At 55.9% G+C, this 22,619-nt stretch carries 20 protein-coding genes and 1 tRNA gene; 6 read left to right on the top strand and 15 right to left on the bottom strand.

The genetic code is table 11. The features are described 5' to 3' along the window. Nucleotide 1: 1 nt before the first annotated feature. From NP603_RS15495 to rlmE, 10 genes are all read right to left on the bottom strand, one after another. On the bottom strand, nucleotides 2–2,515 hold the full coding sequence (locus tag NP603_RS15495; protein ID WP_256611837.1) for a motility associated factor glycosyltransferase family protein: 2,514 nt from the start codon (nucleotides 2,513–2,515) through the stop codon (nucleotides 2–4). Nucleotides 2,516–2,539: 24 nt separating this feature from the next. Then, on the bottom strand, nucleotides 2,540–3,394 hold the full coding sequence (locus tag NP603_RS15490) for a flagellin N-terminal helical domain-containing protein (protein WP_305891451.1): 855 nt from the start codon (nucleotides 3,392–3,394) through the stop codon (nucleotides 2,540–2,542). A gap of 364 nt (nucleotides 3,395–3,758) precedes the next feature. Beyond that, nucleotides 3,759–4,259, bottom strand: coding sequence for a type I restriction-modification system subunit M N-terminal domain-containing protein (locus NP603_RS15485; protein ID WP_371928877.1), 501 nt, complete (start codon nucleotides 4,257–4,259; stop codon nucleotides 3,759–3,761). Beyond that, on the bottom strand, nucleotides 4,222–5,469 hold the full coding sequence (locus NP603_RS22045; protein ID WP_256611876.1) for a tyrosine-type recombinase/integrase: 1,248 nt from the start codon (nucleotides 5,467–5,469) through the stop codon (nucleotides 4,222–4,224). Before NP603_RS22045 ends, NP603_RS15485 begins: the two co-directional genes overlap by 38 nt. A 175-nt stretch (nucleotides 5,470–5,644) precedes the next feature. Further along, nucleotides 5,645–5,729: transfer RNA gene (locus NP603_RS15475), tRNA-Leu, on the bottom strand. Nucleotides 5,730–5,737: 8 nt separating this feature from the next. Then, the gene (secG, locus tag NP603_RS15470; RefSeq protein ID WP_256611835.1) at nucleotides 5,738–6,148 is read right to left on the bottom strand and encodes a preprotein translocase subunit SecG; all 411 of its coding nucleotides are present in this window, start codon (nucleotides 6,146–6,148) and stop codon (nucleotides 5,738–5,740) included. Between the two features lie 21 nt (nucleotides 6,149–6,169). After that, nucleotides 6,170–6,916, bottom strand: a complete 747-nt coding sequence (gene tpiA, locus NP603_RS15465) for a triose-phosphate isomerase (protein WP_256611833.1) — start codon at nucleotides 6,914–6,916, stop codon at nucleotides 6,170–6,172. A gap of 54 nt (nucleotides 6,917–6,970) precedes the next feature. Further along, on the bottom strand, nucleotides 6,971–8,311 hold the full coding sequence (gene glmM, locus NP603_RS15460; protein ID WP_256611832.1) for a phosphoglucosamine mutase: 1,341 nt from the start codon (nucleotides 8,309–8,311) through the stop codon (nucleotides 6,971–6,973). A 71-nt stretch (nucleotides 8,312–8,382) separates the two neighbouring features. Beyond that, the gene (ftsH, locus tag NP603_RS15455) at nucleotides 8,383–10,299 is read right to left on the bottom strand and encodes an ATP-dependent zinc metalloprotease FtsH (protein ID WP_256611875.1); all 1,917 of its coding nucleotides are present in this window, start codon (nucleotides 10,297–10,299) and stop codon (nucleotides 8,383–8,385) included. 120 nt (nucleotides 10,300–10,419) lie between these two features. Continuing rightward, nucleotides 10,420–11,037 (bottom strand): 23S rRNA (uridine(2552)-2'-O)-methyltransferase RlmE, encoded by a 618-nt coding sequence (gene rlmE / locus NP603_RS15450; RefSeq protein ID WP_256611831.1) that lies wholly within the window; start codon nucleotides 11,035–11,037, stop codon nucleotides 10,420–10,422. Between the two features lie 49 nt (nucleotides 11,038–11,086). On the opposite strand from rlmE, the gene yhbY reads away from it, so the two are divergent. After that, nucleotides 11,087–11,353 carry a ribosome assembly RNA-binding protein YhbY gene (yhbY, locus tag NP603_RS15445; RefSeq protein ID WP_256611830.1) on the top strand — a complete coding sequence of 89 codons (267 nt, stop codon included), beginning with the start codon at nucleotides 11,087–11,089 and terminating at the stop codon, nucleotides 11,351–11,353. Between the two features lie 36 nt (nucleotides 11,354–11,389). Here the strand turns inward: yhbY and greA are convergent, their stop codons facing one another. The 4 genes from greA to NP603_RS15425 form a co-directional block, all read right to left on the bottom strand. Then, nucleotides 11,390–11,866, bottom strand: a complete 477-nt coding sequence (gene greA, locus NP603_RS15440) for a transcription elongation factor GreA (RefSeq protein ID WP_064020763.1) — start codon at nucleotides 11,864–11,866, stop codon at nucleotides 11,390–11,392. 19 nt (nucleotides 11,867–11,885) lie between these two features. Then, nucleotides 11,886–15,107, bottom strand: coding sequence for a carbamoyl-phosphate synthase large subunit (gene carB / locus NP603_RS15435; RefSeq protein WP_256611829.1), 3,222 nt, complete (start codon nucleotides 15,105–15,107; stop codon nucleotides 11,886–11,888). Between the two features lie 22 nt (nucleotides 15,108–15,129). Continuing rightward, complete coding sequence (gene carA, locus NP603_RS15430) at nucleotides 15,130–16,257, bottom strand: glutamine-hydrolyzing carbamoyl-phosphate synthase small subunit (RefSeq protein ID WP_256611828.1); 1,128 nt, start codon at nucleotides 16,255–16,257, stop codon at nucleotides 15,130–15,132. 240 nt (nucleotides 16,258–16,497) lie between these two features. Continuing rightward, nucleotides 16,498–16,938 (bottom strand): Spy/CpxP family protein refolding chaperone, encoded by a 441-nt coding sequence (locus NP603_RS15425; RefSeq protein WP_256611827.1) that lies wholly within the window; start codon nucleotides 16,936–16,938, stop codon nucleotides 16,498–16,500. Between the two features lie 147 nt (nucleotides 16,939–17,085). Between NP603_RS15425 and NP603_RS15420 the strand changes: the two genes are divergently transcribed. The 4 genes from NP603_RS15420 to NP603_RS15405 all read left to right on the top strand — a co-directional run bounded on the left by NP603_RS15420 (nucleotide 17,086) and on the right by NP603_RS15405 (nucleotide 20,208). After that, entirely contained in the window at nucleotides 17,086–17,808 is a 723-nt protein-coding gene (locus tag NP603_RS15420) for a response regulator (protein ID WP_371928875.1), read from the top strand. A gap of 1 nt (nucleotide 17,809) precedes the next feature. Then, the gene (locus tag NP603_RS15415; protein ID WP_256611826.1) at nucleotides 17,810–19,264 is read left to right on the top strand and encodes an ATP-binding protein; all 1,455 of its coding nucleotides are present in this window, start codon (nucleotides 17,810–17,812) and stop codon (nucleotides 19,262–19,264) included. Nucleotides 19,265–19,427: 163 nt separating this feature from the next. Continuing rightward, nucleotides 19,428–19,679: a hypothetical protein gene (locus NP603_RS15410; RefSeq protein ID WP_256611825.1), complete on the top strand. Its 252-nt coding sequence runs from the start codon at nucleotides 19,428–19,430 to the stop codon at nucleotides 19,677–19,679. Between the two features lie 13 nt (nucleotides 19,680–19,692). Continuing rightward, nucleotides 19,693–20,208, top strand: a complete 516-nt coding sequence (locus NP603_RS15405) for a glycine zipper family protein (RefSeq protein WP_256611824.1) — start codon at nucleotides 19,693–19,695, stop codon at nucleotides 20,206–20,208. A gap of 35 nt (nucleotides 20,209–20,243) precedes the next feature. On the opposite strand, the gene NP603_RS15400 is transcribed toward NP603_RS15405, so the two are convergent. Beyond that, complete coding sequence (locus NP603_RS15400; RefSeq protein ID WP_256611823.1) at nucleotides 20,244–20,813, bottom strand: c-type cytochrome; 570 nt, start codon at nucleotides 20,811–20,813, stop codon at nucleotides 20,244–20,246. A gap of 134 nt (nucleotides 20,814–20,947) precedes the next feature. Between NP603_RS15400 and NP603_RS15395 the strand changes: the two genes are divergently transcribed. Continuing rightward, nucleotides 20,948–22,609 carry a putative transporter gene (locus NP603_RS15395; RefSeq protein ID WP_256611822.1) on the top strand — a complete coding sequence of 554 codons (1,662 nt, stop codon included), beginning with the start codon at nucleotides 20,948–20,950 and terminating at the stop codon, nucleotides 22,607–22,609. Nucleotides 22,610–22,619 lie beyond the last annotated feature (10 nt).

Genomic DNA, 22,619 nt, shown 5'->3' with positions numbered 1-22,619 from the left:
TTTAATCCGGACCGGTCGCTCTTAGCTCCGCCAACCGTTGCTTCAACGCCAGCGCCGGCTCATGGCCCGGTTGTTGTTGCAACACATAATCCAGCATTAGGTCCGCGCCGTCGTAAATACGGCATTCTCCATACAGCGCCGCCAGTTTCATCTGCACCAGCACGTCTTGCGGAAACTGCTCGATATACGCTGCGTACGAATCGATGGCAGCAACCACGTCATGCTGTAAACGTTGGATTTCCGCATAAAGCGGCAAATACACCGGATTCAATTGCGACAAACACTCCAAAGCCAACCTTGCCGTTTGGTCATCTTCGTGGTTCACGCCGATCGCAGCAATCCTGGCCAAAGCTTCTTCCAATAATCCGCCCCCCAAATCGACTAGCCGCTGGTAGGCATCCAAAGCATCTTCGGGTCTATCTTGCAACTCCGCCAAATAGCCTTCGATCAGAAAGCGGTAACAATCTGCCTCCTGTTGCCGTTCGTGTTTGCCCAGCGCGGCAAGCAAATCCTGCAACTCCGCCAGTTTGCGGTGTTTGAACAGCAAGCCGGCCCGATGCTTTACAGCAGCCAGATTACTGTGGCTTTTAGCCCGCGCCATATGTTTGGTATTGCGATCGGTCAACACTTCCATATAACGCCGTTCCATCTCGGCGAATGCATCCGCAAACTCGGCTGACAACAATCCGCCGCCGAATTTTCGGCGCCACAATTTAACTCGACCGTAGCTCCGGTCTTTTTTCGCCTGTTCGAGCATCAGGGCGAAATCGGGATGCTCTGACTGCTCTTGCCGGCGAGCCGACACCCGGTCGATCGCAGCATCGATTAAATTCAACAATTTATTGGCGCCTTCGGCATAGGCGTCGTAATAGACGTTGCCCAATTGCCTGGCTTCCTCGGCACTCCATTCCTCATCGTCGAACGGTTTGGCCAATTTGATAAAACTGCGGATACCGAATTTTTTGACCAACCGGCTATATTGCCGGTGCTCGCGTTTAAATTTTTTCTCTATTTGGTCGAGGCTTTTCTTGTCTTTGAAACTAACGACCGTACCCTCGCTTTGATACATCGCGTCATTAATTTGGCGGGCATTAGCAGCCAGCTTGGCTATAGCCCTGACTTGGTGTTGCGCCCGTTTCAATTCGGCATGAACCTTATCCAAGTCCCGATTTAGATCCGAGATCAGCGCCAGCCTTTCCGCCAGCACGGCGCCGACATCGACCGGTTCGGCGTCCAGTTGCAACAAATCTAACGGCCGATACTCCACGGCCTCTATTTTCGCGGCGCCTTCGGCCACATTGACGATGCGGCAACCGTTACGGCTCAGTAAATGAGCCTGCCGTCCCAACGATTGGATCGCCTGGGCAAAATCGCAACTGGTCGGAGCCAGATAGCCGCCGTTGGTTTCGACTTGCAACGAGGTCAAATTAAAGCGAGGCCCGGCCAATTGCTCGTCGCTGCCTCGGGCATGGGTGAAGCCTTCGCGGGTGAAGCATAGGTCGACGCCACACAAAATAATCTGACTGAATCCGAACTCGTAAGCCATGTTCAACGCAGTATTGGTCACGGTAGGCCCGGCGCTGCTCAGATTATTGGAATTCAAATCGCTCTGCCAAGGGAATCTGGCGCCCAAGTAAAGCATGATGCCAGCCCACTGACTAACCAACGTCGGCACGGTATGGTAGGAACAAACGAATACGGTTTTTTCGCTGAAGTTCAGCATTTCCTTGCTGATATCGAAACTCAGATCGGTGGGGTCGACGGAAAACACGAAGTCCGGCTCGATGCCGGCGGCCAGCAGTTGCCTGGAAATGCGGGAGACGGCAAATACCACGCACTGCTGCCGATGTTGGATAACCCAGGGCAGAGCCTGATCGAGCGACGGTCCGCCGGCAAGAATTGCCACCGTTTTGCCGCTGAACGCCTTTGCCATCAATTTTGCCGGCAGGCGGTTGTCAGGCGCATTGGCGATTTGGCGAGCGATGAACGCCTCGGAGCCCAGTTCAGCACTGTAGCGCCAGTTGAATTGCGACAGCACCTCAGCGACGTGCCAACTCAATTCGGCATACTCGTCGATAAAATCGTCTTGCGCGCACAGCGCATTGACCGATTTGACCGCATCGATATAAAAATAATCGGCGGCTTTGAATTTTTGCAACATCCGCAGCCACTCTTCTGGACCGGCGCAAGCAATGCGCTCGTTCGCCTCGCCGAGCAGATCGTGAATGCGCAAGGCCTGCAACACGCGATCAGGCTCGATGAAGAGGTATCGCGTGCCCTTGGGCAAGGGCTTGCTAAGCAAGTACCGCAACAACAGGCCAGAATCGGTACCGACAATGATGTTGAGTTCGTTTTCCCTGAACAACAGATCGCCGAACTTGGTCTCGAATAATGCCGCCGCGCCAAGCTTATCGAACGCGTGGCGATTCAGATTGAAAAAATACCTGTCGCCGAACGCATTCGCCACCAACGGCCCCAGCGCTTGTTCATCCGCCAAATCGATCGTCTCTGTCATGCCTCACTGCCTGGTGGACCCGGTTTATTGCAACAATTTCAAGACCCCTTGCGAGACCTGATTCGCCTGCGCCAACATCGCCGTGCCGGCTTGTTGCAGAATTTGGCTACGGGTCAGGTTCGAAGTTTCCGAAGCGAAGTCGGCATCCATGATTCTGGACCGCGCCGCGCTTTGGTTTTCGATAGACGATTGTAGATTAGCAATCGTCGTCGTGAAACGGTTTTGAATCGCACCGAGGTTGGAACGAAAAATATCGATCTTGCCGATGGCAGTATCGATCGCGTCGATCGCGGAACGAACGAATTCCGAAGTGGCGTCGCTGCCGATGGAACGATTGGTGCCGAATAATTCGTTGACGCCGGAAATACTCAGCAAATTGGATACGGTAACCGAAATCTGGTTGTCGGAAGCGGTGTTGGCCCCGATTTGGAAGTTGGCGCCTTGCAATGAACCGTTCAATATTTTCTTACCGTTAAACTCGGTATTGGTGATGATCCGTTGCAATTCGTCGCCCAATTGTTTGAACTCGGTTTGCAGTTTTTGCCGGTCGCTACTGCTGACCGCCGCCCGGTTCGCCGCCTGAATCGCCAAATCGCGCATCCGCTGCAGGGTTTCCGTCAGCGTACCCATACCCGCCTCGGCGGTTTGCGCCATGGAAATGCCGTCGTTGGCGTTGCGCATGGCAACCGTCATACCGCGGATCTGAGAAGTCATCCGATCGGCGATCGCGAGTCCGGCCGCGTCGTCCTTTGCACTGTTGACCCGCATACCCGATGACAGGCGCTCCATTGATGTTTGCAAAGTATCGTTGGTCCTGCTCAGATACTTCTGACTGGTTAACGAAGCGATATTTGTATTTATGACCATTGATGATGGCATGATCGTTCTCCCGATAAGTCTCTAATGAGTTTGGCATTATTGCCGCCTACCAGGATTATTCACCTTCCATGCCAAAAAGTTTTTATATAAAAATAACAATAACTTAAATTAAATTTACAAAACACCATCCCGCCCAACTCAGACTAAAGCGCAATTTCTTGCCGCCTCCGGCCGGCTTGTCAGTCAGATTCTTGACGCTATCCGTACCGGCAACAATTTGCCGAAGACCGAAAACGCGGCAAAGGGTCGAGACGTAAAGTAATGGACGAGATCAAACACTCTCAATCGTCGCAAGGCAACCGCCGGATCACCCACTCCGCCAATGCCGCCCCTTGCAGTTAGGCACTGGATTGCAACCCGGCAATCACGCCAGACCGGTTGGCAACATTCTGGTTTTGGCTAACTTACCTTCCGCCAGCGCAAATTTGCCGAGGAAGTATTCATACACCCGACCCACCACGTCCTCATGCTGACTGTTGATGGTTTGGATGTTGTTGATTTGATCCAGCAACGCAGATAATTTGCTTACTTCCAAATCCAGCCGGGAAAAGTAGTTATCTGGCAAAGCGCCTGTCAGGGCTTTGTTTTTCTTTTCGATGTCGTGCAACGCGGTATCGATTTTGACGGCAATATCTTCCTGCTTGGCGTATTTGAGGATGTAGCTCCAGCGCGAATCTTCCGGCAGATAGAACACGCTTTTCATGGTGTAAAACGCATCGTTATCCACGTATTGTTCCCCAAATTCGGCAATGATTTCCTTGCGCCGCGCTTCAAAAGTATCGCTGACGAATTTCAGGAAGATCAAACTCAGCACAACGTGCTTGTATCTAAGACTGAAGCGGAAATTGGATAACCGTCGCCCCATTCCGTAGCGCGTCCAGATAGTCCGCCCAAGTCTGCATCATCCGCCGGCGTTCGTCCAGATATTGCGCCCGGTTATAGGCGGCCCTGACTTGGTCGCGCGGCGAGTGTGCCAATTGCCTTTCTATTGCATCCGGCGACCAGCCCTGTTCGTTTAGCAGCGTCGATGCGGTGGTTCTGAAGCCGTGGGCTGTCATGACGTCGGAATCGTAGCCAAGCGATTTCAAGGCGGTGCGTATGGTGTTATCCGACATCGGCCGACCGTCGCCGCGGCTGGATGGAAAGACATAGTTACCGCTGCCGGTTAATGGCCGCACGCTTTCCAGGATTTCGACGGCTTGCCTGGATAACGGCACGATGTGGTGAAAGTCGGTTTTTGATATGTACGGCCGCCATTCTCGCGTGGCTAAGTCCACGTCCTCCCAAAGCATCTGCCTGATTTCCCCCGGACGCTGAAATAGCAACGGCGACAGCCTAAAGGCCGCATGAACGGCGAATGTGCCGCGATAGTTGCCGATGTCCCGCAACACGAACTGCTTGGGATCGATGATCGCGGCCCGGTGGACGACTTTTTGCGCCGGTATTTGTTTGGCAACCGGTTGGGCCGGATCGTATTCGGCGTAATTGTGGACAATGGCATAGGCAAAGATCGAGCTGATTTCCGCATGCAAGCGGTGAGCGGTTTCGAGCTGCTGCTTGTCGATTAGCGGCTTTAAAACGGCAAGGATGTTGGCCGGCTTTACGTCGCCGACCGCTTTATCCCCTAACAGCGGAAATGCCAGGCGCTCTATTCGGCTGGTTTTCTTTTTGTGCGTGGTGGCGCTGGTGAGATGGGCAATCGATGCCAACCAATGGCGGGTGATGTCGGCGAAGCTGTCGAGGATGGGCAGCCCTTGCTTAACGCGATCGCGGTTTTGCTTTTGCAATTGCTTGGCGGCTTTCGCCTCGTCCCGTAGTGCAGCCGGGTTGATACCGCTGGCGATTTGGATTCGTGCTTCTTCTGATTTGCGCCTAGCGGCTTCCAGGGTAACGCCAGAATATATGCCTAGCGACAAACGGTTCCGTTTGCCATCGAATGAAATGACGAAATGCCACAGTTTGGTACCGCTAGTTTTAACCAACAGGAACAAGCCGCCGCCATCGTTGATGAAATAGTCCTTTTCCTTCGGCTTGGCTGCCCTGTAGACCGCGGCTTTATTGAGTTTTTCAGCGATAGTGTGTCATCGAGCGTGTCATCGGAAAAGGCATTTTTCAGAGTGATACACTGGATGACACACTTTTGAGTGTATGCCGCCGCATTTCGTTGTACTTCGTTGAACAATAAAAAACCCGCGAACCCAGAAGATTCGCGGGTTTTTGTACTTCGTTGCATTCTATTGAATGCTCAAATGGTACCGACGGCCGGACTTGAACCGGCACGACTTGCGTCACCACCCCCTCAAGATGGCGTGTCTACCAATTTCACCACGTCGGCATTAACACTTATTGCGCGGCCGGTTTTTCGACTTCTTTGATCGCCGGCGCTTCGGGGATTTTGGCGTCGACTACGCCCGGCACTGCAGCCGGAACCTCGGCAGCGCTCTGCGGTAACGGCAGTTCCGACTTAGCGGGTTCTGCCGCTGCCGGAGCCGACTCCAGGACGATGTCGGTCTTTTTGCCTTGATAACCGCCCATCACCGCCAGACCCAAGCTGGTTATGAAAAACAGGGTCGCGAAAATTGCAGTGGTTCTGGACAGGAACGATGCAGAACCCTGGGCGCCAAACACCGAACCGGATGCGCCGCCGCCGAAAGTTGCTCCTGCATCCGCGCCTTTTCCTTGCTGCATCAACACCAAACCAACGATGCCTATGCCCAGGAAGATATGAATAATTATTATAATTTGGTACAACATAAAGACCTTAATCGGATGGAACTAAACCGAATGGCAAATTTGCAGGAAGCCTTTGGCATCGAGAGATGCGCCGCCCACCAAACCGCCATCAATGTCCGGCTGCGCAAACAAACCTTTGGCATTATCAGGTTTGACGCTACCGCCGTATAAAATTTGTACTTTCTCGGCAATGGCAGCATTTCTGTCCGCGATGCGTTTGCGAATGTACTGGTGCACTTCTTGCGCTTGCTCATCGGTAGCGACTTTGCCGGTACCGATCGCCCACACCGGTTCGTAAGCGATGACCGCTTTTTCAAACGCTTCGATGCCGGCTTCGGCAATCACTGCGTCCAATTGTTCGTCGACGACTTGGAAGGTTTTGTCTTGCTCGCGCTCTTCCAGGGTTTCACCCACGCACAATACCGGCACCACGCCTTTGCTCAAGGCTTGAGCGAAACGCTTGGCGACGGATTCGTTGGTGTCGCCGTAGTAGCTGCGGCGCTCGGAGTGGCCGACCAGGGCGTATTTGCAACCGACATCGGCCAGCATCGCCGCGGACACTTCGCCGGTGTAGGCGCCGGCCGCTTGGTCAGCGACATTTTGCGCACCCAATGCGATTGGCGAGGATGCCAACACCGTGCGGATATCTGACAGGTAGACGAATGGAACGCACACGGCAACTTCTTGCTCGACGTTACCGAGGCCGTCGGCCAAGGCTTGCGCCAGCTTTTGCCCCTCTTCCCGAGAGCCGTTCATTTTCCAATTCCCCATAATCAAAGATCGACGCATTGCACCCTCCAAGCTAAATAAGACCGCATATCATATCGGGATAAGCCCGCTTATTCAAGCCGCAATGGCCTTCTTCACGTCTGCCGCCAACTGGTTGGCGTAACGGGTGACATCGTCTTCGTCGACACCTTCCACCATCACCCGGACTAGTGGTTCGGTGCCGGACGAACGCAACAACACACGGCCTTTGTCGCCGAGTTTTTTCTCGACCGCCTCGACCGCTTTCTTGATGCTGTCGATTTCCTCGATTTTGACTTTTTTCTCGGTTCTGACGTTGACCAGTACTTGCGGGTACTTCTTCATACCGGATTTGAGGTCGTGCAGGCTTTTGCCGGTACGCTGCATTTCCGCCAACACCTGCAACGCCGCAACGATGCCGTCCCCGGTCGTGGTTTTGTCCAGACAAATGATATGACCGGAACCTTCGCCGCCCAACATGCCATTGTTCTCCGTCAGCATTTCCATTACATAACGATCGCCAACCTTGGCCCGCAGCAGTTGCAGGTTCAGCGCATTCAAGGCGTGTTCCATGCCCAGATTGGACATCAGAGTACCGACTACCGGCCCAAGCAATTTGCCTTCGTCGAGGCGGGATTTGGCAATGATGTAGATCAGTTCGTCGCCGTCGACGATCTCGCCCTTATGGTCGATCATGATGACGCGGTCGCCGTCGCCGTCCAGCGCGATACCCAAGTCGGCTCGGTACTCGAGCACCTTGGCAGCCAGATACTCCGGTTTGGTAGCGCCACACTCGTCGTTGATATTCAAGCCGTCCGGCTCGGCGCCTATCGTCACCACCTCAGCCCCGACCTCGCTGAACACATGCGGGGCGATATGGTAAGTGGCGCCGTTGGCGCAATCGATGACGATGCGCATACCTTTGAAGTCCAGATGCGGCGGCACCGTAGCCTTGCAAAATTCGATGTAACGTCCGGCCGCGTCGCTGATGCGCTTGACCTTACCCAGTTTCGCCGACTCAACGGTCGTGATCGGCGCGTCCAGATATTGCTCGATTTGGTGCTCGACTTCGTCCGGCAATTTGGCGCCGTCGACCGAGAAGAACTTGATGCCGTTGTCGTAGTAAGGATTATGCGAAGCGCTGATCACGATGCCGGCTCTGGCCCGCAGCGTTCTGGTCAAATAGGCGATACCCGGCGTCGGCATCGGCCCCAACATCCGGGTATCGACGCCTGCCGCCGACAAACCGGCTTCGAGCGCCGATTCGAACATATATCCGGAAATCCGGGTGTCTTTGCCTACCAAGACGAAGCCGCTGCCTTCCCGAGCGAACACCCTGCCGGTGGCCCAGCCCAGTTTCAACATGAAGTCGGCGGTTATCGGGTACTCGCCGACCTTACCCCGAATACCGTCGGTACCGAAATATTTTTTTGCCATTCTCAAATCTACCTTATTTAAACCAAAAAAAAGAGAGGCCGGAGCCTCTCTTGTTATTCCATGCGGAGTTATCAGCCCTGCTCGGCCGCACCGCCAATCGATTCATCGCCGCTTTTTTGATCCCAATGGTCGTTTTTCCGCTCATCGCTGGGCGACGGCGTATCGTCCCAACCTTTGGGTTCGCGGACCGGTTTTCTCGACATCAAGTCGTCGATTTGGTATTTGTCGATGGTTTCGTACTTCATCAACGCCTCTGCCATCGCGTGCAGGATATCCATGTTTTCTTTCAGAATCGTTTCGGCACGCTCGTAATTGCGGTCGATGATCGAGCGAATCTCTTCATCGATGGTATGCGAGGTTTCCTCGGCAACCGATTTATGCTGAGTCACCGAACGGCCCAAGAATATTTCGCCCTCTTCTTCGCTATAAGCCAACGGCCCCAAGCGCTGCGACAAACCCCATTTGGTCACCATGTTACGGGCCAGTTCGGTCGCACGCTCGATATCGTTGGACGCACCAGTGGACACTTCTTCCCAGCCGAAGATCAGTTCTTCGGCGATACGTCCGCCGTACAGGCTGGAAATCATACTATCCAACTTACGTTTGCTGGCGCTGTACTGGTCGCGTTCCGGCAGGAACATGGTCACGCCCAAAGCCCGGCCGCGCGGCATGATGCTGACTTTATAGACAGGGTCGTGGTCCGGCACCAAACGCCCAACGATAGCATGGCCTGCTTCGTGGTAGGCGGTCATTTTCTTCTCCTTCTCATCCATGACCATCGAGCGACGTTCCGCGCCCATGATCAATTTGTCCTTGGCTTTTTCCAAATCGACCATGCTGACCAAGCGCTTGTTGAAGCGGGCGGCAAACAACGCCGCTTCGTTGACCAGGTTGGCCAGATCGGCACCGGAAAAGCCCGGCGTACCTTGGGCGATGTATTTGACTTTGACGTCGTCCGCCATCGGCACTTTTTTCAAATGCACATTCAGAATCTGCTCGCGACCGCGCACGTCGGGCAAGCCGACGACCACTTGGCGGTCGAAGCGGCCGGGACGCAACAAGGCTTTATCCAATACGTCGGAGCGGTTGGTCGCTGCGATGACGATAATGCCTTCGTGGCCTTCGAAACCGTCCATTTCGACCAGCAACTGGTTCAAAGTTTGTTCGCGCTCGTCGTTGCCGCCGCCCAGGCCGGCACCGCGGGAACGACCTACCGCATCGATCTCGTCGATGAAGATAATGCACGGAGCATGTTTTTTTGCTTGCTCGAACATGTCGCGCACCCTGGAAGCACCGACACCGACGAACATTTCGACGAAATCCGAACCGGAAATGGTGAAGAACGGCACTTTAGCTTCGCCGGCAATTGCCCGGGCCAACAAGGTTTTACCGGTACCCGGAGGTCCGACCATCAGCGCACCGCGGGGTACTTTACCGCCCAAGCGCTGGTATTTGGCCGGATCTTTCAAGAAGTCGACCATTTCCTGAACTTCTTCCTTGGCCTCGTCGCAGCCGGCAACATCGGCAAAGGTCACTTTGTTCTGATCCTGGTCCAGCATTCGGGCCTTGCTTTTACCGAAGCCCATCGCGCCGCCGCGGCCGCCGACGCCACCGCCCTGCATCTGCCGCATGAAGAAAACCCAGACGGCAATCAACAGCAGAATCGGGCCGAACGACACGAATATCTGCATCAACATCGACGGTTCTTCGGGCGGCTGCACGGTGATTTCGACCCCGTTCGCCAACAAATCGTCGATCAAATGCGGGTCGTTCGGCATGTAAGTCTTGAACTTATCGCCGGTATGCATGCGGCCTTTGACCGTATTATCGGAAATCGCTACCTGTTGAACTTGGCCGGCTTTGACCGCGTCGATCAGTTGCGAATACGACAAATTGGCGTCGCTACGAACCGCCCGCGCCCCGAAATTGTTGAATACGGCCATCAATACCACCGCGATGACCACCCACAAAACCAAATTTTTAATCATATCGCTCAAGTTACGCGCTCCAGCCAGGAATGGCCAACATATTTAAAAACCGAGTAATTGTATCAGGAGTACTCGCACCCTACCGGCTCGAACTGCCTGGAATCAAGGCCTTTAGCCGGCTTATTTAAAACCTTTCGCCAGAATGTAGACTTCGTTGCTCCGCGCCCGCGAAGCCTTGGGTTTTCTGATGGCGACATTGTTGAATTGCTGTCGCACTTGATTATAGTACTCGTCGAAACCGGCGCCCTGGAACATTTTTATCAAGAACGTCCCGCCCTTTACCAAAATCCGCTGGGCGGCGTCCAATGCCAATTCCCCGAGATAGATGGAGCGCGGCTGATCCATTTCCCGGCTACCACTCATATTGGGGGCCATATCCGACAATAACAAGTGCACCGGCTCGCCATCAAGCACTTTGTACAATTTTTCCAGGACTTCGTCTTCCCGAAAGTCACCTTGAATAAATTCGACACCCTCGATCGGTTCGATCGGCAACAAATCCAGGGCAATCACTTTACTTTTCTTGCCGACAATCTTGCTGGCGTACTCCGACCAACCGCCGGGCGCCGCACCGAGGTCGACTATATTAATACCAGGCTTGATGATTTTGTCTTTTTCCTGAATTTCGATCAGCTTGAATACCGCCCGCGAACGGTAGCCCAGGGCCTGGGCTTTCTTGACATATTCGTCCTGGAAATGTTCCTGCATCCACTGCTGGCTACTTTTGCTGCGTGCCATATTTTCTATTCGTGTAAAATCGCTCGGTTTTAGAAGTCAAGGAAACTGCGTGAATCCCATCCAAAAGAAAAAACTCAAAGCCCAGGCGCATGCCCTGAATCCGGTGGTGATCGTCGGTCAAGCCGGCCTGACCGAAGCAGTGCTGAAAGAAATCAATGTCGCGCTAGATGCACACGAACTGATCAAAATTAAAATTCGCGCCGACCGGGATGAGCGCGCAGCGATCTCCGAACAAATTTGCGCTGAAACCCAAGCCGAGCTGATTCAATCTATCGGCCAAATTGCTGTGGTCTACCGGCAAAATCCGAAAAAATAGCCATCCGGGGAGGCAGCGCCTCCCCGTTCGACCCGGCTAAATATATTTGACCGAAATTATCTCGTACTCGACATCGCCGCCCGGAGCCTTAACCGTCACGACATCTTCGACTTCCTTACCGATCAACGCCCGCGCGATCGGCGATCCCACCGAAATCCTGCCTTCCTTAATATTCGCTTCGTCCTCGCCGACGATTTGGTAAGTCACAACCTTACCCGAATCCAGATCCTCGATTTCGACCGTCGCGCCGAATACAACTTTGCCGTTGGCGTCGGTTTTGGTCACGTCAATGATATTGGCGTTGGACAATTTGCCTTCGATTTCGGCAATCCGCCCTTCCGCAAAACTTTGTTGCTCCCGAGCCGCATGGTACTCGGCATTTTCTTTCAAATCGCCGTGCTCGCGGGCCTCGGCAATGGCCTGGATAATCCGCGGCCGAATCACGGTTTTCAATTCCTCCAGCTCGGCGCGCAGTTTATTGGCGCCAGCCACCGTCAGCGGAAATTTTTGCATCTACTGCTCCCCTTTTTCTTCATCCGTTAAAAGTGTTATGCAAATCTTGCAGGCAATTGACGTCGCCGGCATCGAGTTCGCCCAACGCGTAACAAGCCGCTCTGGCGCCAGCCATAGTCGTGTAATAGGTCACCTTGCGCTGCAGCGCTTCGCGCCGCATCGTGAACGAATCCGCAACCGCTTTCGCGCCGTCGGTCGTGTTGATGACCATCTGGATTTCGCCGTTCTTGATCATATCCACGGTATGCGGCCGGCCTTGATTGACCTTGAATACGTCTTTACAAGCGATACCGGCCTCGCGCAATACGCGGGCGGTACCCGGCGTCGCGACGATTTCGTAATTTTTGGCGATCAGCATATTCGCCAATTCCGGCAATTTGGGCTTATCGGCGTCGCGAATACTGATCAACACCTTGCCGCTATGGCTCAAATCCACGCCGCAAGCACGTTGCGACTTGGCGAAGGCTTCGCCGAAGGTTTTGCCGACGCCCATCACCTCGCCGGTCGATTTCATCTCCGGCCCCAACAATGGATCGACGCCCGGAAACTTGATGAATGGGAACACCGCTTCCTTGACCGAGAAATACTCGGGGATGCGTTCTTCGGTCACGCCCTGTTCCTTCAAGGACTTGCCGACCATGCAACGCGCGGCGATTTTCGCCAGCGGATAGCCGGTGGCTTTGGAGACGAACGGTGCGGTCCGCGACGCGCGCGGGTTGACTTCCAATACGTAAACAGTCTCGCCCTGAATCGCAAACTGGGTATTCATCAACCCGCGCACACCCAAGGCTTCGGCCATCTTCGTCACCTGCGCCCGCAACTGGTCTTGCAAATGGGCCGGTAAATCGTAGGGCGGAATCGAACAGGCCGAGTCGCCGGAATGCACACCAGCTTGTTCGATGTGCTCCATCAAACCGCCGATCAACACGGTTTCGCCGTCGTAAATCGCGTCGACGTCCATTTCCACCGCGTCGTCCAGGAAGCGGTCAAGCAGTACCGGCGAATCGTTGGACACACTGACCGCCTCTTTCATGTAGCGGCGCAAACCTTCTTCGTTGAACACGATTTCCATCGCCCGCCCGCCCAGCACGTAAGACGGCCGTACCACCAGTGGATAGCCGATTTCCTTGGCGCAATTGACCGCCTGCTCGACCGAACGCGCGGTCGCGTTGGGCGGCTGCAACAGATTCAAGCGTTCCAGCAGTTTCTGGAAGCGCTCGCGGTCTTCAGCCAAATCGATCGAATCCGGCGAGGTGCCGATGATAGGCGCACCGGCAGCTTCCAGTGCACGCGCCAGTTTCAGCGGGGTTTGGCCGCCGTATTGGACGATAACGCCCTTGGGCTTTTCCAGATCGATAATTTCCAGCACGTCTTCCAACGTCAGCGGCTCGAAATACAGGCGGTCCGAAGTGTCGAAATCGGTCGATACGGTCTCCGGATTGCAGTTGACCATGATGGTCTCGTAGCCGTCTTCGCGTAGCGCCAAGGCCGCATGCACACAGCAATAGTCGAACTCGATGCCTTGGCCAATCCGGTTCGGACCGCCGCCCAAGATCACGATTTTTTCCCGGTCCGACGGCTTGGCTTCGCATTCCTGCTCGTAGGTGGAATACAGGTAAGCCGTATCGGAAGCAAATTCGGCCGCGCATGAGTCGATGCGCTTGAACACCGGCCGAATGCCTTTTTTGTGGCGGACGTTGCGTACTTCCGACTCTTTGGTCTCCAACAATTTCGCCAGACGCTTGTCCGAGAAACCTTTGCGTTTCAGCCGCAGTAATTCGCCCGGCTCCAAGGTTGCCAGAGTCTTGGTGGACAGCGCCTTTTCGGTGGCGATCAAATCCTCGACCTGGGCCAGAAACCAGGGCTCGATTTTGCAGGCCTGGTGGATTTCTGCGAAACTCAAACCGCTGCGGAATGCGTCGGCCAGATACCACAAACGTTGCGGGCCGGGGTAGCGTAATTCGCGCAGGATAATGTCCTGTGCGTTCGGATCGGTCAAATCGGCCACTTCGTCCAGGCCATCGACGCCGACTTCCAGCCCGCGCAAGGCTTTTTGCAGAGATTCCTGAAAGGTGCGGCCGATTGCCATCACTTCGCCGACCGACTTCATTTGCGTGGTCAGCCTATCGTTGGCCTGCGGGAATTTCTCAAACGCGAACCGCGGCACCTTGGTGACGACGTAATCGATGGTCGGCTCGAACGAAGCCGGCGTCGCTCCGCCGGTGATTTCGTTGCGCAGTTCGTCCAACGTAAAACCGACCGCCAATTTCGCCGCGACTTTGGCGATCGGGAAACCGGTGGCTTTGGAGGCCAAGGCCGACGAACGGCTGACCCGCGGATTCATCTCGATCACGATCAAGCGGCCGTTATCCGGATTGACCGCAAACTGCACGTTGGAGCCGCCGGTATCGACGCCGATTTCGCGCAACACCGCCAGCGAGGCATTACGCATGATTTGGTATTCCTTGTCGGTCAAGGTTTGCGCCGGGGCGACGGTGATCGAGTCGCCGGTGTGCACTCCCATCGGATCGAAGTTTTCGATCGAGCAAACGATGATGCAGTTGTCGTTGCGGTCGCGCACCACCTCCATTTCGAATTCCTTCCAACCCAGAATCGATTCCTCGATCAATAGCTCGTTGGTCGGCGACAAATCCAGCCCGCGCTCGCAAATCTCGATGAACTCCTCGCGGTTATAGGCGATACCGCCGCCGCTGCCGCCCATCGTGAATGAGGGGCGGATGATGGTTGGATAACCGACCTCTTCCTGCGCGGCAAAGGCTTCTTCCATGCTGTGGGCGACCTTGGATTTGGCCACTTCCAGGCCGATCTTGCGCATGGCCTGATTGAACAGGTCGCGGTCCTCGGCTTTGTTGATGGCTTCCTTGGTGGCGCCGATCATTTCCACGCCGTATTTTGCCAGCACGCCGTGCTTGTCCAGCGCCAGTGCGCAGTTAAGCGCGGTCTGGCCGCCCATGGTCGGCAAAATCGCATCCGGGCGTTCTTTTTCGATAATTTTTTCGACGGTTTGCCAGTCGATCGGCTCGATGTAAATCGCATCGGCCATGTCCGGGTCGGTCATGATCGTCGCCGGATTGGAGTTGACCAGAATCACCCGGTAGCCTTCTTCGCGCAGGGCTTTGCAGGCCTGGGTGCCGGAATAGTCGAACTCGCAGGCCTGGCCGATGACGATCGGTCCGGCGCCCAGTAATAAAATCGATTTTATGTCGGTTCTTTTTGGCATATCACTCTATAAAAAACTGGGCTTAACGGGACTGGTCCATCAGCACGATGAAATCGTCAAACAAGGACTCGACATCGTGCGGCCCCGGACTGGCTTCCGGGTGGCCTTGAAAACTGAAGGCCGGTACGTCGGTGCGTGCAATACCCTGCAAGCTGCCGTCGAACAGCGACACGTGGGTGGCTTGCAGATTGGCCGGCAGACTATCCGGACTGACCGCAAATCCATGGTTTTGGCTGCTGATCATGACCCGGCCGCTAGCCAAGTCCTGGACCGGGTGGTTGGCGCCATGGTGGCCGAATTTCATTTTCTCGGTTTTCGCGCCGCTGGCCAGCGCCAACAATTGATGGCCCAGGCAAATGCCGAACACCGGTACTTTTTTCTCCAAAATAGCTTTGATCGCCTCGATCGCGTAATCGCACGGCTCCGGATCGCCCGGGCCGTTGGATAGAAACACACCGTCCGGATTCAGTGCCAACACCTCGGCCGCCGGAGTTTTCGCCGGCACTACCGTGACCCGGCAACCCCGGTTCGCCAATAGCCGCAAGATATTGCGTTTGACGCCGAAGTCGTAAGCAACGACATGCTTGACCAAATCCGGCGCGACTTGATGCCCGGCACCCAATCGCCAGACATTTTCGGTCCACTCGTAGGCTTGGCCGGTGGTGACTTCCTTGGCCAAATCCATACCCTGCAGCCCAGGGAAATCGGCGATTGCCCGGGTCGCCGCTTCGATATCGACAGTTTCGCCGGCCATGATGCAACCGCGTTGCGCGCCTTTATCGCGCAGCAAGCGGGTCAGTTGGCGGGTATCGATATCAGCGATTGCCACCACATTGTGCCGTTGCAGATACTCGGGCAGGGTTTGTTGCTGGCGCCAGCTGCTAGCCAACAACGGCAAGTCGCGAATCACCAAACCGCTGGCGAACACTTTTGTCGACTCGTCGTCCTCGGCATTGGTGCCGACGTTGCCGATATGCGGGTAAGTCAAAGTCACGATTTGTCTGGCGTAGGAAGGATCGCTGAGGATTTCCTGGTAACCGGTCAGCGCCGTGTTAAATACCACTTCCCCGACGGAACAGCCATCGGCGCCGATCGACACGCCGTGAAACGCAGTCCCATCCTCTAATACCAGTAATGCGGGTTTATTCAAGATTGGCCACCTTAGATGTAGAAAACGGGATAAGCCTTGCGGCCGATCCCGTTCCGGAGAGATAAAATCAGCGAGATTTTACGAAATTATGCTTGTTTGGTCATTAACAATTTTCCGAAATGGTGCACACCGGCAACCCCGAACCGCCAGTCCCGATAACCCGGCGCGAACCGGCATTCAATCCAACGGTTCCGATACCAAAATGCCTTGCCGAGGATCGTGGGCAATTAGCAATGCCTTTCAATGTTCGGATTTTTCCAGTTCGGCTCTTAACTTTTGCTGTTGTTCAGAGTTCAACAGCTTATACAGCTGGTTGTCGAGTTTGGCCTTGTCCAAAACGGCTTGTTTGTGAAAATCCAACGACTTTTCGATTAGGTCCAGGCTTCTTTCTTCGCTAAAGTCGGCGGAAAAACTGAGCTTACGCAACTCATCGTGCATCGCCCTGCCCCGGTCCATCTTGTCTTTGCCCTGACTAAACCGGGTCTGCAACAAACTTTTGATCTCCGCCCGTTGCGCATCGCTCAGATTCAACGACCGTAAGAAATGCGGCAAATGCTCGCCGGCGGCAAATTCGCCGTGGCGAGCAGGATGCGGGCCGCCATCGCAGCGAGGTTCGCCGTGGCGGGGGCCGGCGGCAACGGCAAGCGGTAACAGCCCTACAATCAATAACAACTTTTTCATGGCAACTCCTTCAGTTAAATACAGGGAAAAACGGCAAAGCCGGTTAGCTTTTTGCCGGAATCCAGTATTGCAAACAGGGAGTTAACTGCCGTTAGCGCAAAGTAAAATCAAGTAAAAGCGGTTGGCGGAGCTAAGCCGGCAACCGCTATGATGCCTTATCGAATTTTGGTGGAGGTCAAGCAGATGAACAAAGTGTTGATTATCGACGACGATGAGGAATTGGCCGGCCTGTTCAGCGAATACTTGCAACAGGAAGGCTTCGCAGTCGATATCGCCATGACCGGCCATGCCGGCCTGCAACAGGCGCTATCCGGCAAACACCAACTGGTTATCCTCGACATCATGCTACCGGACATCAAGGGCACCGAAATCCTGGCGCGAATCCGATTAGAAAGCCGGGTACCGGTACTGATGTTCACCGCCAAAGGCGACGATGTGGATCGGATCATCGGCCTGGAATCCGGCGCCGACGATTACGTACCGAAACCTTGTACGCCACGCGAACTGGTCGCACGGATCCGAGCGATTTTGCGCCGAACCCAATCAGCTGCAACGTCTCGCCAGCAAGGGCCGATTCTCGCTGGTCCGCTGCAAATCTGGAGCGAAAAACGTAAAGCGACATGGTTTGAGCAGACCTTGGAACTGACCAGCACCGAATTCAATTTGCTGGAGACTCTGGCCCACTATGCCGGCCAGGTGGTCAGCAAACAAACCTTGTCGGAAAAGGCCTTGGGCCGACCGCTGGCCCGCTTCGACCGCAGCATAGACGTGCACATGAGCAGCATTCGGCAGAAACTGGGCAGCCAGGCCGACGGCCGCTCCTACATCCAAACCGTGCGCGGCCAAGGCTACCAACTGATTAAGGATTAAGATGGGCCGCTTGTTCTGGAAGTTTTTTTTCGCGTTCTGGCTGGCCTGGCTGACGGCGGGCATCGGCGTCGGCACCATTTTCTGGCTGCGGGAATCGCAGCAACAAGCGGAACGCGCCGATCAACCGAATGGTATCAACGTCAGGCATATCGCTTCGATGGTCAGCGTTGCCGCCAGTTTGTTGCCGCGCAGCGGCGTCGCCGGTTTGCGCGATTTCATCCATGCTTTGCGCCAGGAACGGTTTCCGCCGATTTACGCAGTAGATGAACAAGACCGGGAACTGTTGGGCCGCGAAGTCTCGGCCGAGATTTTGCAACAAGCGCGGACCTTGTACGCGGAAGGCAAGTATCCGGACGCGATCCGCATGGTATCTGCCGATGACGGCCGCCGTTATCTGTTATTCGTACCGTCGCCGGAAAACGGCTTCGCCGACAATTTAAGAATGGCCCTGCCGCCCAATCCGCCGGAGCTGCTAGGCTTGGCTGGCCCCGGCCAACGCCCGCCGCCCGACCGCGACAATCGCCGCCCGCCGCCGCGCACGCCGGCGTCGCCCATTGCACCGCTGCTGGCCGGCAGCGTCGCCAGTCTGGTTTTTAGCGCGCTGCTGGCGTGGTACTTCGCCAAACCGATCCGCAATCTGCGCAATGCCTTTCAAGCCGTGGCCCAAGGCCGGCTGGATACCCGCATCGGCCTGGGCATGGGCCGGCGCCGCGACGAATTAAGCGATTTGGGACGGGATTTCGACCACATGGCCAAGCAAATCGGCAATTTGGTCGGCGCCCAGCAACATTTGCTGCACGACGTGTCGCACGAATTACGCTCGCCGCTGGCCCGGATTCAAGCGGCGATCGGCCTGGCCCAGCAGCAACCGGAAAAGTTGCCGAACACATTGGAGCGCATAGAGCGCGAGTCGCAACGCATCAGCGACTTGGTCGGCGAACTGCTAATGTTGTCGAGACTGGAAGCCGGAGTCGACAAACGGAGCTTCGAATCGGTAAATATCGCCGATCTGTTGGCGGATATCGTCGAGGACGTCGGCTTCGAAGCGCAGCGAAACGGAATTTTGCTGGACTATGCCGGTATCGGCGATGCCCGCGGCTATTGCCTGCCCGAATTGCTGCACCGAGCCGTCGAAAACATACTCCGCAACGCGGTACAGCACTGTCGCCGCGACGGCCGAGTGTCGTTAACCGCCGATTTCGAGCGCAATAATGCGCGCTTAAGAATCTGCGTGGACGATATGGGGCCGGGGGTTCCCGATCGCGACTTGGCGGCTATATTTCAGCCGTTTTTCCGCAGCGGCAAACCGGCCAAGGCTCAAAGCACCGGCCTGGGCCTGACCATCGCCCAACGCGCGATCGAAGCGCACGGCGGCCGGATCGGCGCCGAAAATCGCGATAGCGGCGGTTTGCGCGTCACGATCGATATCCCGTTCCCCAGTCGGCAACCCAGTTGAGGTATTTATGGCTATGCGCAATTTCGGATTCCGGCGTCGGCTAGCGGCAGGCGCAATACTGATAGCGTTGGCGTTCGCTGCGAGCGCCGGCCCTCACCACCACCGCGCACACGGTTTCGGCCGCCACTTTAATCCCGGCTTCGGATTTTACTTGGGGGTACCATTGTTTCCGAGACCGTATTTTCCGCCCTACCCTTACTACCCTGCCTATCCATACTACCCGTACTACCCACGGGAAATCATTACGGTTCCGGCGCAACCGCCGGTTTACATCGAGCGCGAACGTCCGGCCACGCCCAGCGCACCCTTGCCGGAAGGCTATTGGTATTACTGCGACAATCCGGCGGGCTATTACCCTTACGTCAACCAATGCCCCGGCGGCTGGCGCCAAGTCACGCCAACGCCGCCGAACTGAGTGGAGGCGCTTCATGAAACGTAACAGCGTTATCGGCTTGGTCGGCGTCGCTTTGCTAAGCGGCGGCTGCGCCCACATGCCTTCCGGACCGAGCGTGATGGCCTTGCCCGGCAGCGGCATGTCGTTCGAGCAATTTCGCCAGGACGATTACCTTTGCCAACAGTACGCAGCCGGGCAAGTTGGCGTCACACCGAATCAAGCCAGCGCGGATAGTCAGATTGGCAGCGCCGCCGTCGGTACGGCAGTCGGCGCCGCTGCCGGCGCGGCTTTGGGCGGTGGCAGCGGTGCCGCGATAGGCGCCGGTAGCGGATTAATGGCGGGGACCATCGCCGGCAGCGGCGAAGCCCGCCGCGCCGGCTATGCCACCCAGCAAAACTACGACAATGCCTACGTTCAGTGTATGTACGGCAAAGGCCACAAGGTCCCGGTATCCGGGGAGTTTTCTTATCAATCCCCTGCGCAAAGCGTTACTCCACCAAGGATTCCGCCGCCACCGCCCGGCTCGCCGCCACCTCCTCCCTACCACTAATGCGCCGGTAAACGAGTGGCGACGGCGGATCGCGGCTACAACGAGCCCAAGTAAGCGGCCAACGCTTTGATATCGTCGTCGCTCAACGATTGCGCCATCGCGTTCATTTGCGGCGCCTTGCGCGCACCTTTCTTGAAGTCGGCCAGTTGCTTGGCCAAATATTGCGGCTGCTGGCCGGCGAGTTTGGGCACCATTCCGGTTCCCTGCGCGTTATTGCCGTGGCAGCCCAGGCACATGCCGGCTTTTTCCTTACCCTGGCCGATCAGCGTGGCGTCAACACCGCCGCCGGCCGACTTGCCGGGCAAACTGGCGTAGTAAGCCGCCAGATTCTGCATGTCGGCTTCAGATAAACCGGCCGCAATCGGCTTCATCACTTCGTTTTCACGCTGCCCCGACTTAAATTTGTTCAATTGGCTTTCGATATAGATTGCGCTTTGCCCGGCCAAACTAGGCCACTGCGGGCTGTTACTGACGCCGGCGCTGCCGTGGCAACCCTGGCAAACCGCCGCCTTGGCTTTACCGGCATTGATATCCGCCGCATTCGCTCCGGCGGCAAACAACCCCAGCATGACGATTAATTTGATGTTGTAGTAGTTATTGTTCATCCCGATCACCCTTGGTTGGCTTGTTGTACAATCCGATCAGCGCTTTCGCACCGGCGGGGAAGACTCATCATAGTCAGGCCGTTTTAAGTAAGCAAACCTAAAATCCCGTAAACCCCATCCCTAAGGAATAGGCCATGTCCTGGTTGCTATCGCTTTTCAATCAAGATTCCGTACCGCACACATTGCTGATCATCAGTCTGGTAGTCGCTAGCGGCCTGGTGCTGGGCCGCCTGTCGCTGGCCGGCATTCAGCTCGGCATCGCCGGCGTGTTGTTCTCCGGCCTGATCTTCGGCCATTTTCATCTCAGCATTAACCCGGAAGTCATGCACTTCCTGCGCGAGTTCGGCTTGGTACTGTTCGTTTATGCCATCGGTTTGCAGGTCGGCCCCAGCTTCGTCAGCGCCTTTTTCCGTTACGGCCTGCGCTTGAACGGGCTGGCCGCCGCCGTGGTTTTACTGGGAGCGTTGATAGCGGTACTGATCAGCATCGTCGGCGACATTCCGATGCCGGTCGCGGTGGGCCTGTTTTCCGGGGCGACGACCAACACGCCATCGCTGGCTGCGGCTCAGCAAGTCTTGGACACTTTACCCAATATCGGCCCGGAGACCCTGAAAATGCCGGGCTTGGGTTACGCCGTGGCCTATCCGTTCGGCATAGCCGGAATCATTCTGGCGATGCTGTTGAACAAACGCCTGTTCAAGATCGATATCGCCCAAGAAGCCAAACTATTCGACGACAACCAGCAGCAGCAAGCGCACGTGCCGATCTGGAAGGATTTGAAAGTCGAGAACCCCAACCTGAACGGGTTGATGCTGAGTCAGATTCCGTTTTTCGAAGGCATGAACGTCGTCATGACCCGAATTCTGCATAACGGCCAAGTCGACGTCGCCGGCCAGGACAGCCGCCTGGCGCTGGGCGACACGATTCGACTGGTCGGCGAGCGCGAACCGCTGGAGCAGTTGAAAATCCTGATCGGCCCGGAATCGGATATCGACCTGAAACAAATCGCCACCAATCTGCACAGCAAACGCTTAGTGGTCACCAACAAGGCGGCGATCAATGAAACCATCGGCAACCTCTGCCTGCTGTACGGCGTAACTATTTCACGGATTCACCGGCCGGACGTCGAATTTTCGCCGACCAGCCACGTGCATGTGCAATTCGGTGACGAGTTGCACGTGGTCGGCAGCCAGGATGCGCTGACCAGCATCGAAAAAGCGTTGGGCAATTCGCTGGAGGAACTGGACCACCCGCAAATCATGCCGATCTTTATCGGCATCTCGCTGGGCGTGTTGTTGGGCAGTTTTCCGCTATATCTGCCCGGCATCCCGTCCGCGGTCAAACTGGGCATGGCCGGCGGACCTTTGCTGGTGGCGATCATGCTCAGCCGGATCGGTAATTGGGGCGCGATGACTTGGCATCTGCCGAAAAGTTCCAACATCATCTTGAAAGACATCGGCATCGTGCTGTTTTTAGCCTGCGTCGGGCTGCATTCCGGCGACCAATTTGTCGAAACCCTGGTCAAGGGCGACGGCTTTTACTGGATGGCCTGCGCCGCACTGATTACGCTGCTACCGCTATTGATCGTCGCTGCAGTCGGCCGCGTCTTCTATAAATTGAATTTCCTGTCGCTGTGCGGGCTGTTGGCCGGCAGCATGACCGATCCGCCGGCGCTGGCCTTCGCCAACAATTTAAGCCCGTCGGCTGCGGTGTCGATGGCTTATGCGACGGTGTATCCGCTGGTGATGATTTTGCGCATCATAGCCGCGCAATTGATCATTTTGCTGGTGGCCTGAGCAGGGATTC

It is taken from the genome of Methylomonas aurea (assembly GCF_024505045.1).
Taxonomy (GTDB): Bacteria; Pseudomonadota; Gammaproteobacteria; order Methylococcales; family Methylomonadaceae; genus Methylomonas; species Methylomonas aurea.
The sequence above is the reverse complement of the archived record's forward strand: the minus strand, read 5'-3'. Positions and strand labels throughout refer to the sequence as shown.